13 protein-coding genes, 1 tRNA gene and 1 pseudogene are annotated in these 13,575 nt (G+C 67.4%); 9 read left to right on the top strand and 6 right to left on the bottom strand.

What is annotated here, in order from left to right; all coding sequences use genetic code 11:
• The 5 genes and pseudogenes from ACRDUX_RS04715 to ACRDUX_RS04695 form a co-directional block, all read left to right on the top strand.
• Positions 1–176, top strand: a pseudogene (locus tag ACRDUX_RS04715) (hypothetical protein); the annotation flags it as partial.
• Between the two features lie 24 nt (positions 177–200).
• Positions 201–911, top strand: coding sequence for a polyprenyl-phospho-N-acetylgalactosaminyl synthase PpgS (gene ppgS, locus ACRDUX_RS04710; protein WP_526411493.1), 711 nt, complete (start codon positions 201–203; stop codon positions 909–911).
• Positions 908–1,249: a DUF2304 domain-containing protein gene (locus ACRDUX_RS04705; protein ID WP_526411491.1), complete on the top strand. Its 342-nt coding sequence runs from the start codon at positions 908–910 to the stop codon at positions 1,247–1,249. The genes ppgS and ACRDUX_RS04705 overlap by 4 nt, the downstream gene beginning before the upstream one ends.
• Positions 1,250–1,295: 46 nt before the next feature.
• Positions 1,296–1,544, top strand: a complete 249-nt coding sequence (locus ACRDUX_RS04700; protein ID WP_526411489.1) for a type II toxin-antitoxin system Phd/YefM family antitoxin — start codon at positions 1,296–1,298, stop codon at positions 1,542–1,544.
• Between the two features lie 16 nt (positions 1,545–1,560).
• Complete coding sequence (locus tag ACRDUX_RS04695; protein ID WP_526411487.1) at positions 1,561–1,941, top strand: type II toxin-antitoxin system VapC family toxin; 381 nt, start codon at positions 1,561–1,563, stop codon at positions 1,939–1,941.
• An 11-nt stretch (positions 1,942–1,952) separates the two neighbouring features.
• Here ACRDUX_RS04695 and ACRDUX_RS04690 read toward each other — a convergent pair whose 3' ends face one another.
• A complete protein-coding gene (locus tag ACRDUX_RS04690; RefSeq protein ID WP_526411485.1) occupies positions 1,953–2,888 on the bottom strand; it encodes an NAD-dependent epimerase/dehydratase family protein in 936 nt (311 codons plus the stop codon).
• Positions 2,889–2,935: 47 nt separating this feature from the next.
• Between ACRDUX_RS04690 and ACRDUX_RS04685 the strand changes: the two genes are divergently transcribed.
• Positions 2,936–4,738, top strand: coding sequence for a hypothetical protein (locus ACRDUX_RS04685; protein WP_526411483.1), 1,803 nt, complete (start codon positions 2,936–2,938; stop codon positions 4,736–4,738).
• Between the two features lie 26 nt (positions 4,739–4,764).
• Positions 4,765–5,148, top strand: a complete 384-nt coding sequence (locus tag ACRDUX_RS04680; protein WP_526411481.1) for a carboxymuconolactone decarboxylase family protein — start codon at positions 4,765–4,767, stop codon at positions 5,146–5,148.
• Positions 5,149–5,166: 18 nt separating this feature from the next.
• Here the strand turns inward: ACRDUX_RS04680 and ACRDUX_RS04675 are convergent.
• Both ACRDUX_RS04675 and ACRDUX_RS04670 read right to left on the bottom strand, forming a co-directional pair.
• Positions 5,167–5,239: transfer RNA gene (locus ACRDUX_RS04675), tRNA-Thr, on the bottom strand.
• 91 nt (positions 5,240–5,330) lie between these two features.
• Positions 5,331–6,551 (bottom strand): DNA polymerase III subunit delta', encoded by a 1,221-nt coding sequence (locus ACRDUX_RS04670; protein WP_526411479.1) that lies wholly within the window; start codon positions 6,549–6,551, stop codon positions 5,331–5,333.
• A 51-nt stretch (positions 6,552–6,602) separates the two neighbouring features.
• Between ACRDUX_RS04670 and ACRDUX_RS04665 the strand changes: the two genes are divergently transcribed.
• Positions 6,603–8,225, top strand: coding sequence for an adenylate/guanylate cyclase domain-containing protein (locus tag ACRDUX_RS04665; RefSeq protein WP_526411477.1), 1,623 nt, complete (start codon positions 6,603–6,605; stop codon positions 8,223–8,225).
• On the opposite strand, the gene topA is transcribed toward ACRDUX_RS04665, so the two are convergent.
• From topA to ACRDUX_RS04650, 3 genes are all read right to left on the bottom strand, one after another.
• On the bottom strand, positions 8,222–11,047 hold the full coding sequence (topA, locus tag ACRDUX_RS04660; RefSeq protein ID WP_526411495.1) for a type I DNA topoisomerase: 2,826 nt from the start codon (positions 11,045–11,047) through the stop codon (positions 8,222–8,224). The genes ACRDUX_RS04665 and topA overlap by 4 nt on opposite strands.
• A gap of 136 nt (positions 11,048–11,183) precedes the next feature.
• Positions 11,184–11,777 (bottom strand): hypothetical protein, encoded by a 594-nt coding sequence (locus ACRDUX_RS04655; RefSeq protein WP_043987667.1) that lies wholly within the window; start codon positions 11,775–11,777, stop codon positions 11,184–11,186.
• A gap of 168 nt (positions 11,778–11,945) precedes the next feature.
• The gene (locus ACRDUX_RS04650) at positions 11,946–12,149 is read right to left on the bottom strand and encodes a cold-shock protein (protein WP_043397302.1); all 204 of its coding nucleotides are present in this window, start codon (positions 12,147–12,149) and stop codon (positions 11,946–11,948) included.
• Positions 12,150–12,374: 225 nt separating this feature from the next.
• On the opposite strand from ACRDUX_RS04650, the gene ACRDUX_RS04645 reads away from it, so the two are divergent.
• On the top strand, positions 12,375–13,575 hold a 1,201-nt coding region (locus ACRDUX_RS04645), incomplete at its 3' end, for a DEAD/DEAH box helicase (protein ID WP_526411475.1).

Here is a 13,575-nt window from a genome sequence, read left to right as displayed (position 1 = left end):
CCGCCGCGCTGCACCGCGCGTACGCGGTGGGCTGGATCGGCGCGACGCTTGCATCGACGCTGCTGTTACTGCTGCCGTGGGAGTTGGAGACCCGCACCATCGTGGCGCTGCTCTGCGGCCCCATGGTCGGAATCGCCGTGCACGTGGTCGCTCTCGCGCGGGTTCCGGCTCCCTGAGCGTGTACTTTCGACGGCATTGACATGCGAGCAGACCGCTACTCCGCCCGATACGAAGACGTGTGGATCGTCATCCCCGCCTTCGGAGAGGCGAGCGTCATCTCCGACGTCGTCTCCGACGTCCGCACCGTCTTCGACAACGTCGTGTGCGTCGACGACGGCAGCAGCGACGACACGGCCGAAAGGGCGTGGCAGGCCGGCGCCTACGTCGTGCGTCACCCCGTCAACCTGGGACAGGGCGCGGCCATCCAGACCGGCGTCGAGTTCGCCCGCAGCCAGCCCGGCGCCAGGGTGTTCGTCACCTTCGACGCCGACGGTCAGCATCGCGTGCAGGACGTCGTCCGGATGATCGACCGGCTCTCCGGCGAGGACCTCGACATCGTCGTCGGCACCCGCTTCGCGGGCACCGTCGCGAAGAACATGCCGCCGCTCAAACGACTGGCTCTGCCCGTGATCGCCAAGCTCAGCCGGACCAGCCGCAAGCTCGGTCTGACCGACGCGCACAACGGGCTGCGGGTGTTCAACCGGACCGTCGCCGACGGACTGAACCTGACGATGAACGGCATGGCACATGCCAGCGAGATCGTCGTTCTGATCATCGAGAACGATTGGCGGGTCGCCGAAGAACCCGTCGAGATTCTCTACACCGACTACTCGATGTCGAAGGGGCAGCCGTTGGTCAACGGCGTCAACATCATCTTCGACGGCCTGCTTCGAAGGAGGATGCGCCGATGAACTGGATCCAGGTTCTGCTGATCGTCGCCATCGTCACCCTGCTGGTGTACCTACTGCGTTCCCGGCGCAGCGCCCAGTCCAGAGCGTGGGTGAAGGTGGGCTACGTCCTGTTCGTGCTCGCTGCCGTCTATGCGATCGTGCGGCCCAACGACACCACGGTGATGGCGAACTGGCTCGGCGTGGCCCGCGGGACCGACCTGCTGGAGTACGCGTTGATCATCGCGTTCCTGTTCACGACGATCAGCACGTACATGCGCTTCAAGGACCTGGAGTTGAAGTACGCCCAACTGGCCCGCGCGGTAGCGCTGGAGGGCGCCCGCGTACCCGAGGGCAAGTGATGCCAGGCCGTAGCAAGGCGTAGCACACCTCGCTACAGTAGGTACCGTGTCCAGAACGATCGCGCAGCGCGAGCTGCGCAACGACAATGCCAAGGTCATCGATGCCGTCGCGGCCGGTGAGACGTTCGTCGTCACCCGCAACGGCGAGCCGGTCGCCGAACTCCGGCCGCTGCGGGCAGGCCGCCGTACCTTCGTCACCCGCGACGAGGTCGCCGCAATGGCCACCGCAGGCGTTCGGATAGACAGGCATCAGTTCAGGGCCGATCTCGACGACGCCATCGATCAGAGCCTCTGAGGTGAGCGCAGGCGTCTTGGACACGTCAGTCGTCATCGACTGGCATGACCCCGCAGTGCTGGCCCAGCTTCCCGACGAGATGGCGATATCGGCGATCACCGTCGCCGAGTTGGCTGCCGGGCCTCATCTCGCCGCCACCGCGGCCGAAGCCGCGAAACGTCAAACGCGACTACAAGAAGTCGAGGCCAAGCTCGATCCGCTGCCGTTCGATGGCACGGCTGCCCGTAGCTACGGGCTGGTCGTTGCTGCCGTCGTCCGCGAAGGCCGCAGACCTCGCAGCCGGCTCGCCGATCTCTTGATCGCTGCGACCGCGCATGCCAACGGCCTCGATCTCTACACGCGCAACGGCGACGACTTCGCAGGACTCGAAGACCTCGTCAACGTGATCGGCATCTGAGAGCTGGCGGGTCAGGCCTCGCGGAAGAACTCGACGGTCCGCCCGACACCGTCGGCGAACTGGACCTTGGGTTCCCACCCGAGGACGTTCCTGGCCCGGCTGTTGTCCAGGCGCGACCGCCGCAGATCACCGAGGCGGGGTGGGTGGAACTCGGGCTCGTCCGGCGCCCCGGCCGCCGCCGCGACGGCGGTGTGCAGCTGACGCGTCGAGGTCTCGACACCGGTGCCGACGTTGAATCGCTGACCGCTGCCCGCCTCGCCACCGGCCCGCACGAAGGCGTCCACCACGTCGTCGACGAAGACGTAGTCGCGGGTGTCGGAGCCGTCGCCGAAGATCTTGGTCGGCTTCCCCGACAGCAGCGCCTTGGCGAAGATCGCGACGACTCCCGCCTCGCCGTGCGGATCCTGACGCGGCCCGTAGACGTTGGCAGGCGCGATGTGCGAGCAGTCCAGGTCGTACAGGTTGCGGAACATGTTGAGGTACACCTCGCCGCACACCTTGCTTGCCGCATAGGGCGACGACGGATTGACGGGCACGTCCTCGTTCGTCGGATAGACCGGCGGAGTGCCGTAGATCGAGCCGCCCGACGAGGTGTGGACGATCTTGCGCACCCCGGCCTTGCGCGCCGCCTCGGCGAGCCGCACCGTACCGACGACGTTGACGCTGGAGTCGAACTGCGCGTCGTCGACCGAGCGCTTGACCGAGATCTGCGCCGCAAGGTGGAAGATCACCTCGGGCCTGGTGTCGGAGAGCAGCTCCAACAGGTCGGCGTCGACGATGTCCGCCTTGGCGAATTCGTAGCCGTCGTACCGTTCCGCCCCGACGATGTTGGTGCTGTTCCCCGAGCTGAGGTCGTCGACGCCGACCACGGTGTGGCCTTCGGCCAGCAGCCGATCTACCAGCGTTGATCCGATGAAGCCTGCCGCCCCCGTGACGAGTGTCCGCACCGGGCCACCATACCGACGTGTGCTTGGGGTCCGTACAGTCGGCAACGGTGAACGTCGAGCGGGAAGGGGTGCAGCGCCCCTGGCGTGGTTGGGTTCTCCGCACCGCCGCCGTGCTGATCGTGCTGCAACTCGTCATCCGGGCGGTGCTCGCATTCCAGGGCTACTTCTACTGGGACGACCTGATCCTGATCGCCCGTGCGGGCACTCACAGTCTTCTGTCGCCGTCCTATCTGTTCGACGATCACGACGGTCACGTCATGCCCGCGGCGTTCCTCGTCGCGGGCGGCATCACGAGGTTCGCGCCGTTCGACTGGATCTGGCCGGCCATCAGCCTGGTGGTACTGCAACTCGTCGCATCGCTGGCGTTGCTGCGCGTGCTGTACGTGATCCTCGGGTGGCGCCCGGTGCTGTTGGTCCCCTTGGCATTCGCGTTGTTCAGCCCACTCGGACTGCCCGCGTTCGCCTGGTGGGCCGCTGCCCTGAACGCGTTGCCGATGATTGCGGCGATGGCGTGGGTTTGTGCGGACGCGATCCTGCTGGTCCGCACGGGCAACCAGCGCTACGCGGTCGCAGGGACCGCGGTGTTCTTCATCGGGCTGCTGTTCTTCGAGAAGGCCGCGGTGATTCCGTTCGTCGCCTTCGCGATCGCGGCCCTGCTGGCCTACGTCCTTGGCGACCGCACTGCGGTGAAGACCGTGTGGCGCGCCGGTTTTCGGTTGTGGGTCGCGTCGCTGGTGCTGGTGGTGGCGTGGGTCGGGCTGTACTTCGTCGTCGTGGACCAGCGGCGCTGGACGCTCGACCTGCCGATGACGGGTGATCTACTGGTCCGCTCGGTGACACACGGGATCGTCCCCGCCCTCATCGGCGGCCCGTGGACATGGGAGCGCTGGGCGCCGTCGTCACCGTGGGCGCTGCCGGGTGTCGGGGTGATGGTGGTGGGCTGGCTGGTGCTGGCTGCGGTCATCGCGGTGTCGGTGAAGCGCAAGGAACACGCCAAGGCGCTGTGGCTGGCGGCCGCGGGGTACGCCGTGGCCTGCCAGGTGCCGATCTACCTGATGCGGTCGTCCCGGTTCACCGCGATCGAACTGGCGCAGACGCTGCGCTACCTGCCCGACCTGGCCGTGGTGCTGGCGCTGCTGGCGGCCGTCGGATTCTGCGCACCGAACCGCGCGGGAGGGGCTTGGCTGGACGCCTCGCGTGCCCGCACGGCCGTAATCGTCTCGGTCGCGGCCCTTTTCGCCGTCAGCAGTGGCTACTCCACGTTCACGTTCACGAAGAGCTGGCGCAACAACCCGACCAAGGCGTACGTCCACAACGTTCTGACGAGTCTCGCGGCCGCCAACGCCGAGACCAAGGCCCCCTTGCTCGACCAGGAGGTCGACCCGCTCATCCTGCAACGCTTCGCCTGGCCGGAGAACCTCTTCAGCCACGTGTTCGCCCTGGCCCGCGACCGGCCCGAATTCAGCACCAGCACAACGGATCTTCGCACGTTCGACCGCAAGGGCCACCTGGTGGATGCGCAGGTGACCTGGGTGCGACACACCTTGCCAGGGCCGAAATCTCAGTGCGGTTACCTCGTCCAGCCCGACGCGCCGGTCCGGATGCCGCTCGACGGGCCGATGCTGCCGACGGAGTGGACGGCCGAGATCAACTACCTGGCCAACAGCGACGGCTCGATGACGTTCGCGCTGTCCGACGGCGACGAGGCGAGGGTGCCGGTGCACCCTGGACTCAACCGCGTCTTCGTCCGCCTGTCCGGCGCCGGTGACGCAATCGTCGCACGGGCGAACACCTCCGCGCTGTCGGTGTGCCTCGCCTCCGGGCCGGTCGGATACGTCGCACCGCCCTAGCAGCTCACTGTGCCAGACTACTAAGCATGACTAACTTACGTGACGAAGGTCTGCGGGTCTTTCGTGAGCTGCTGCCCGGCGTGCTTCCCGACGGCCCCAATGATCAGGTCGACTTCGGCGCCGACGGCTTCGCCCCCGAGCTGATGGACATCGGCGTCGAGAGTGTCTTCGGCCGTCTGTGGACGCGGGACGGAATCAGCAGGCGCGACCGCAGCCTCGTCACGCTGGGCATCCTGATCGCGCTGCGCGCCAACGAAGAACTGCACCACCACTTCAAGATCGCCCGCACCAACGGCCTGTCCGACGACGAACTCGCCGAGGTCGTCTACCACGCCAGCGGTTACGCGGGCTTCCCTGCGGCGGCCACCGCCAGGAACATCGCCGCGAGGGCGCTCGCGGACGAGGATTGAACGCTTTGAGCCCACGTGGGCCGCCTCCGGGAATCGAACCCGGGACCTTCTCATTACGAGTGAGACGCTCTACCGACTGAGCTAAGGCGGCACGCCTGACCGAAGACCTTCGGCTGGGCGGGACGAGTCTACGTGAGCACGTGCCGAGCGCCCAATTCGCTCCGCAAGTTGCGCCAGGACCGTCAGCCGCGCAGCGCCTGCCCGACGGTCGCCACCAACGCGTCGACCGCGAACTTCGGCTTGACGTTCATGGCCAACGCCTCGCGGCACTGCAACACCGCCTCGATGCAGCGGAGCAACCGGTCCGGCGGCACGTGCGCAGCCATCGCGGCGACCTTGTCCGCCATGTCCGGATGGTTGGCCTGCACGGCGCCTGCGCCCGAGGACACCAACAGCGCGTCGCGGAAGTACGTTGCCAGATCGATGAGGGCACGGTCCAGCGCGTCGCGCGAGGCACGCGTCTGGCGCGACTTCTGGCGTTTCTCAAGTTCTTTCAGTGCACCGGCAGCACCGCGCAACGCACCGCCTGCGCCCTTGCCCGTGCCACCCGCACCGAGGGCGGTCCGCAACTCCTCGGTCTCGGCCTCGTTGCGGTCTAGCGTCAAGGCCTTCGCCTCGTCCTCCGCGGTGGCCACCAACTCCTCGGCCGCCGCGTAGGCCCGCGCGGGCGTCGCCGCGTCCCGGGCGAGCCCAAGCGCACGCTCCCTGCGCCCTCTGGCCTGCTCGTCGGTGGCCAGTCGGCGCGCCCGACCGACGTGACCGCCGCTAACCGACGCCGCCCACCGGGCGTCCTCCTCGGCCATCCCGTCGTTGTCGATCAGCACCTGGGCGATCGCCTCGAGCTTCGGTGTCACCAGGGCCAGGTGGCGGCAGCGGGACCGAAGCGTGATCGAGATGTCCTCGGGATCCACCGACGGTGCGCACAGCAGGAACACCGTCGACGGCGGCGGCTCCTCCACTACCTTCAGAAGCGCATTCGCCGCACCCTCGGTGAGCCGGTCGGCGTCCTCGACCACCACGACCTGCCAACGACCCGTGCCCGGCCGGCGCGACGCGATCTGCACGATGTCCCGCATCTCCCTGACACCGATCGAGAGCCCCTCGGGGATGATTCGGCGCACGTCGCCGTGTGTGCCCGCCATCGTGGTGGTGCAGGCCCGGCACTCTCCACAGCCGGGAACACCGTCGGACGTGCACTGCAGGGCCGCGGCGAAGCACACCGCGGCAATGGACCGGCCAGAACCGGGCGGTCCCGTGATCAGCCACGCGTGCGTCATGCTGCCGCTCGTCGCGCCCCCGGCCAGGGGGTTGTGAGCCGAATCACCGCGGGCAGCCTTCGCTGCGGCCACCAGCTCGGCTTCGACGGCGTCCTGACCGACCAGACGCGAGAAAACACCGCTCATCGAGAGCCAACACTAGTGCGCGAACACGACACGACGTCGTGAACGGCACCCATGCCGGTCAGCTGGGACCGATACGGTTGTCGGATGACCACGCAGGCGACACCGATCGGGCGAATCACTGCATTCGTCCGATGGGTGGCGCGCACGCCGTGGCCGGTCTTCACCCTCGGCATGCTGCAGTCCGACATCATCGGCGCGCTGTTCGTTCTGGGGTTCCTGCGTTTCGGGCTGCCGTCCGAGGACCGCATCCAGCTGCAGGATCTACCGGCGATGAACCTGGCGATCTTCCTGGGCTATCTCTTCATCTCCTTCACCGTCTTGGCCTGGCTCAGCCTGCGCCTGCTGATCCCCGTCATCCGTTGGCAGCGTGGCGACGCGCTCCTCGGCGACGGTGATCCGGCCATCACCGAACTGGCCCGCGTCCGGGCTCTGAAGATGCCCCTCTACCGGTCAGTGATCAGCGTCGCGAACTGGTGCCTCGGCTCGGTCGTCTTCATCGTCGCCAGCTGGCCGGTTGCCAGTCATTCGGCTCCCGTCGTCGCGGTGGCCACCGCACTCGGCGCGACGGCGACGGCGATCATCGGTTACCTGCAGTCCGAGCGGGTGTTGCGCCCCGTCGCGGTCGCCGCGCTGCGCGGCGGCGTACCGGAGAACTTCCGGGCCCCTGGGGTGATCCAGCGCCAGGTGCTCACCTGGGTGCTGTCGACGGGCGTGCCCGTCCTCACCATCGTGTTGGCCTTGGTGGCAAGCAAGTTCGAGATCCTGACCGCATCCGCCGCGCGGCTCAACACGCCGATCCTGTTGTTGGCGATCGTCGCGCTGGTGATCGGCCTTGCGGGCACGGTGCTGGTCTCGATGTCGATCGCGGACCCGCTGCGCCAGTTGCGCTGGGCCCTCGGCGAAGTGCAGCGGGGCAACTACAACGCCCACATGCAGATCTACGACGCCAGCGAGTTGGGCCTGCTGCAGGCCGGGTTCAACGACATGGTCCGCGATCTGGCCGAGCGGCAACGACTCCGCGACCTGTTCGGTCGTTACGTCGGCGAGGACGTCGCCCGTCGCGCCCTGGAGCGCGGCACGGAACTGGGCGGCCAGGAACGCGATGTCGCGGTGTTGTTCGTCGACCTGGTCGGGTCCACCCAGCTGGCGTCGACCCGGCCCGCAGCCGAGGTCGTGAGCCTGCTCAACGAGTTCTTCCGCGTCATCGTCGACACCGTCCATCGGCACGGTGGATTCGTCAACAAGTTCCAGGGCGACGCCGCGCTCGCCATCTTCGGCGCGCCGATCGAGCACCCCGACGCATCGGGTGGCGCACTCGCGGCCTCACGTGAACTCCACGACGAACTGCTTGAGGTGCTGGGACAGACGGACTTTGGCATCGGCGTGTCGGCAGGGCGAGCCATCGCGGGTCACATCGGCGCCCTGGCGCGCTTCGAGTACACCGTCATCGGCGACCCGGTCAACGAGGCCGCCCGACTCACCGAGCTGGCCAAGCTGGAGGAGGGACACGTGCTCGCCTCGGCGATCACGGTGAGCGGCGCCCTCGACGCCGAGGCGCTGTGCTGGGACGTCGGCGAGATCGTGGAACTGCGCGGCCGCTCGATTCCGACGCAGTTGGCGCGGCCCCTGAATCTCGCTGCGCCAAGCGATGTTCCGAGCCAGGTGCAGAACTAGCCCTTCTTCGCGGCGGCCTTCTTGGCTGGCGCCTTCTTGGCCGGAGCCTTCTTGGCGACCTTCTTCGCGGGCGCCTTCTTCTTGACGGGACCCCGCGCCCGACGGTCGGCCAACAGTTCGGAGGCCCGCGAGTCGGTGATCGACATGACGTCGTCGCCCTTGCGCAGGCTGGCGTTGGTCTCGCCGTCGGTGACGTACGGACCGAACCGGCCGTCCTTGATCACCATCGGCTTCTCCGAGACGGTATCGTTGCCCAGCTCGCGCAGTGGCGGCGTGGCCGCACCCTGCCCGCCGCGGCGCTTGGGCTCCGAGTAAATCTTGAGCGCCTCGTCGAGGGTGATGGTGAACATCTGCTCCTCGTTGGCCAGCGAGCGAGAATCGGTGCCGCGCTTCAGGTATGGGCCATAGCGGCCGTTCTGCGCGGTGATCTCCTCGTTGTTGGCCGGATCGACGCCCACGACGCGCGGCAGCGACAGCAGCCTCAGCGCGTCCTCGAGCGTCACCGTCTCCAGGTCCATCGAACGGAGCAGCGAACCCGTCCGCGGCTTCGGCCCGGTCGGCGGCTTCTTGCTCTTCTTGGCGGGCGCACCGTCCTCCGGATCGTCGGGCAGCGGGGGCAGCACCTCCGTGACGTACGGGCCGTACCGGCCGTCCTTCGCGACGATCTCGTGTCCCGACACCGGATCGATGCCGAGTGAACGGCCCTCCTGCGGCGTGGAGAACAACTTCTCGGCGAGCTCCAAGGTCAGCTCGTCGGGGGTCAGCTCATCCTTCAGATTGGCGCGCTGCGGCTTGAGTTCGCCCGGGTTGTCCGGATCGGCGACCATTCGCTCCAGGTAAGGGCCGTTGCGGCCGACCCTGACGTTGATCGCCCGGCCCTGGTCATCGTCGAACAGCTTGATGGAGTTGACTTCTCGCGCGTCGATGTCTTCGAGATTGCCGCCGACGAGTTTCTTGAGTCCACCGGAGCGGGCAATGGAACCTTCGACACCGTGCTCGCCACCGAAGTAGAAGTTGTTGAGCCAGTTGGTCCGTCGTTCGTTGCCCGAGGCGATCTCGTCGAGCTCGTCCTCCATGGCAGCGGTGAAGTCGTAGTCGACGAGACGCGCGAAGTGCTGTTCGAGCAGCCCGATGACGGCGAACGCCACCCACGACGGGACCAGCGCGCTGCCCTTCTTGTGGACGTACCCGCGGTCCTGGATGGTCTTGATGATCGACGAGTACGTCGACGGACGACCGATACCCAGGTCTTCCAGCGCCTTGATCAGCGAGGCCTCGGTGTACCGGGCCGGCGGGTTGGTGGTGTGCCCGTCCGCGGTGAGCTCGGCGGCATCCACCCGCTGGCCCTGCGTCAGGTTCGGCAGGCGGCTCTCGGCGTCGTCGGCCTCACCTCCGGCCTGCTCGTCGAGGCTCTCGACGTAGGCCTTCAGGAAGCCGGCGAAGGTGATGGTGCGACCGGAGGCGCTGAACACGACCTGCTCGCCCGTACGGGCAGTGCCGGAGATGCGCAGCGACAGCGTCGTGCCGCGGGCATCGGCCATCTGGGAGGCGACGGTGCGCTGCCAGATCAGCTCGTAGAGCCGGAACTCGTCGGTGTCCAGGGCGCCGTGCAGCTGGCCCGGGGTCTGGAAGACGTCACCGGCGGGGCGGATGGCCTCGTGTGCTTCCTGGGCGTTCTTGACCTTGCGGGTGTACTGCCGCGGGGTCGGATGGACGTACTCCTGGCCATAGAGCTGCCCGGCCTGGGTACGCGCGGCGTTGATCGCCGACTCCGACAGCGTCGTGGAGTCGGTACGCATGTACGTGATGTAGCCGTTCTCGTACAGCCGCTGCGCGATGCTCATGGTGCGCTCGGAGGAGAACCGCAGCTTGCGGCCGGCTTCCTGCTGCAGCGTCGAGGTCATGAACGGCGCGTACGGCTTGCGCGTGTACGGCTTCTGCTCCACCGAGCTGACGGTCAGCGACTCGCCGCGCAGACCGGCGGCCAGGGCGCCCGCGCCGGCCTCGTCGAGCACCAGCACCTCGTCAGGCTTCTTGACCGCGCCGAGGGAGTCGAAATCGCGACCGCTGGCGACCCGTCGGCCGTCGACGGAGTTGAGCTTGGCGATGAACTTGGGCGGTGACGCCGTCGCGTCGGACACGCTGGCGTCCAGCTCCGCGGTGACGTCCCAGTAGCCGGCGCTGCGGAACGCCATGCGTTCGCGCTCGCGCTGCACGATGATCCGGGTCGCGACGGACTGCACGCGGCCGGCCGACAGCTTCGGCGCGACCTTCTTCCACAGCACCGGACTGACCTCGTAGCCGTAGAGACGGTCGAGGATGCGGCGGGTCTCCTGCGCGTCGACCAGGGCGATGTCCAGGTCACGCGGGTTCTCGGCGGCCGCCAGGATCGCGGGCTCGGTGATCTCGTGGAACACCATGCGCCGGACCGGCACCTTGGGTTTCAGCGTCTCCAGCAGGTGCCACGCGATGGCTTCACCCTCGCGGTCACCGTCCGTCGCGAGGTAGAGCTCGTCGACGCCCTTTAGCAGGTCCTTGAGCTCGGTGACCGTGGCCTTCTTGTCCGGGCTCACGATGTACAGCGGCTCGAAGTTGTCGTCGACGTTCACGCCGAGGCGGGCCCAGGCCTCACCTTTATATTTGGCCGGCACGTCCGCGGCGTTCCGCGGGAGGTCACGTATATGTCCGCGCGACGATTCAACGACATAGTTGGCGCCGAGGTAACCGGCAATTTTGCGCGCCTTGGTAGGCGACTCGACTATGACGAGTCGCCGGACCCGGCTGCCGCTACCGGCACCATCGAGGTCAGCCACCGTATCTATCCGCTCCACTTCTTGGTCTGCGTTACGACACCGAATGAATGCCTAACGGTCATCCGGTCCCAAGGCAAGTCACAATTTGACACTCCGCGCGAGCCTACGCAAACCGGTTGCGGCCAAAATATACGGCGTGCACCCACTAAGTCCGGGGCCATTGGAGAAACGCCTCGGTGAACCCGGGTGGCTCCCCCACGTTCTCTACCAGGCGTAACAGCCTCCGCCGGCCGCTGATCCGCAGGGCCGGATGATGGCCTCGGGTCCCGATCAAGGTTGGCGCAATACCGACTCGCATAAGTGCCGACGCCAACGCCGAATGAGTATCCGGTGCGTGGGGATCCAAACCCAACAAGTAGCCGTTCGGTTCCGCCATGCCCGCGGCCAGCACCCAGGCGCGCAGCTCCCGGGGGCCCGGCAACCACCCTTCGGGGACGGTTTTGACGGCTCCGCGAGTCCAGTCCTCCGCCATGGGCGCCAGCCTGGCGTCAGCTTCGGTGCGCACCAACGGGGTCTTCTCGTCGGTGTGGGTGATCTCCGGCTTCAAGCCCGTTTCGGCGATCATCTCGGCCAGCGCCTCGGCCCGCCACAGCGCGTCGACGACGACGGACAAGCGGACTTTTCGGCCGTCCGCCGCATCGCCTGCCTGGACCAGCTGTCCCGGCGCAGCGAGCAACCCGGTCAGGTCGGCCACCTCGGGCGGCACCGACTCGGCCGAGAAGAAGGACAGCTGGCTCACCCTGCCGACAGTAGGCCAGCCCACAAAGAAAGGTGTGGAGGCAAAGCCGCGCGACGATCAGGCGGCGCGGCACGAGCCGCGTCGAGGAGCGCGGCGATCAGGCCACGCTATGCGAAACGCCCCCACTTCGTCACAGACGATGCGGGGGCGTTTGTCAGTCTCTTGGCCTCAGATGGGGCGGACGTTGAGAGCCTGCGGGCCCTTGGCGCCCTGCTCGACCTCGAAGTCGACCTTCTGATTCTCTTCCAGGGTGCGGAACCCGTTGGACTGAATCTGCTTGTAGTGGACGAAGACGTCGCCGCCGCCGCCTTCCTGCTCAATGAAGCCGTAACCCTTCTCCGGGTTGAACCACTTCACAGTCCCCTGTGGCATTTGTCGTTCATTTCCTTCTGTTACTGCCGGGTGCGATCCACCGAGTCTTCCGATGTACCGGGAGCGCAACGACGTTCGCGGGTGTTGACACACGAATACAGCAGCTGCGACCGAGTTCAGTCAACCATGTCGGGCGCTGTCGCAACAGTCGCACGACGATGTGTGGTGAACAATTCATCTTGGCCCGCTGCAACGGGCGGCAGCCATGGCCGAGAAGGGATCACAGTGACACACGCGGAGTCCGATGACGCTGCAGCGCAGCCGAACTTCGGGCGTGAACTGTTGTCCTCCGCACTCGACGGCACCCCGGCCGACGAGCAGCCGCTGCGGCACGTCGCCGACCTGGCCCCACGACAGGCTCGCCGAATGCCCTGGCCCACTTGGGTCGGCGACGACGTGGTGCGCGCTTTCACCGATCGCGGTGTGGCGCAGCCGTGGTCGCATCAGGTATCCGCGGCCGAGTTGGCGCACGCCGGCCGGCACGTGGTGATCGCGACGGGCACCGCATCCGGCAAATCCCTGGCCTACCAACTGCCGATCCTGCACGCGATGCAAACCGATGTGCACGCCCGCGCCCTGTACCTGTCCCCGACCAAGGCACTGGGCCACGACCAGCTCCGTGCCGCCCAGTCGCTGTGCGCCTCGATTCCCGGTCTCGTCAACGTCGCCCCGTCCGCCTACGACGGTGACAGCTCAACCGAGGCAAGGCAATTCGCCCGGGAACGGTCCCGCTGGATCTTCTCCAATCCCGACATGGTGCACCTGTCCCTGCTGCGCAACCATTCCCGCTGGGCCGTGTTCCTGCGTCAGCTGAAGTTCGTGGTGATCGACGAATGCCATTACTACCGAGGCATTTTCGGCTCGAACGTGGCGATGGTGCTGCGCCGGCTGCTGCGCCTGTGCGACCGCTACGGGTCGGCACCCACGGTGGTGTTCGCCAGCGCCACCACCGCAGCCCCGGCTCAGACGGCGTCCGAGTTGCTCGGCCAGACGGTCACCGCGATCACCGAGGACGGGTCGCCGCACGGCGGCCGCACGGTGGCGCTGTGGGAGCCCGCGCTGCTCACCGATCTGGTCGGTGAGAACGGCGCCCCGGTCCGGCGGTCCGCCGGCACCGAGGCCTCACGGGTGATGGCCGACCTGATCGCCGAAGGCGCCCGCACCCTGACCTTCGTCCGATCGCGCATCGGCGCCGAGCTGACGGCGCTCGGCGCGCGGGCCCGGCTCGAGAACATCGCTCCCGACCTGGCCCCGCTGGTGGCGTCCTACCGTGCCGGGTACCTGGCCGAGGACCGTCGGGCCCTGGAACATGCCCTGACGGAAGGGGAATTGCGCGGCCTGGCCACCACGAACGCACTGGAGCTCGGCGTCGACATCGCCGGACTGGACGCGGTGGTGCTGGCCGGATTCCCCGGCACGGTGGCCT

This window comes from Mycobacterium sp. (genome assembly GCF_050701675.1).
Taxonomy (GTDB): Bacteria; Actinomycetota; Actinomycetes; order Mycobacteriales; family Mycobacteriaceae; genus Mycobacterium.
Note: the sequence above shows the minus strand (reverse complement) of the source record. Positions and strands in the feature narration are given on the sequence as shown.

Bases quoted from the DNA above. Each gene is read 5' to 3' on its own strand.
- ACRDUX_RS04705 (WP_526411491.1), top strand. From the start codon at position 908: ATGAACTGGATCCAGGTTCTGCTGATCGTCGCCATCGTCACCCTGCTG.
- ppgS (WP_526411493.1), top strand. From the start codon at position 201: ATGCGAGCAGACCGCTACTCCGCCCGATACGAAGACGTGTGGATCGTC.
- ACRDUX_RS04670 (WP_526411479.1), bottom strand. From the start codon at position 6,551: ATGAGCGGTGTTTTCTCGCGTCTGGTCGGTCAGGACGCCGTCGAAGCC.
- ACRDUX_RS04650 (WP_043397302.1), bottom strand. From the start codon at position 12,149: ATGCCACAGGGGACTGTGAAGTGGTTCAACCCGGAGAAGGGTTACGGC.
- ACRDUX_RS04680 (WP_526411481.1), top strand. From the start codon at position 4,765: ATGACTAACTTACGTGACGAAGGTCTGCGGGTCTTTCGTGAGCTGCTG.
- ACRDUX_RS04665 (WP_526411477.1), top strand. From the start codon at position 6,603: ATGCCGGTCAGCTGGGACCGATACGGTTGTCGGATGACCACGCAGGCG.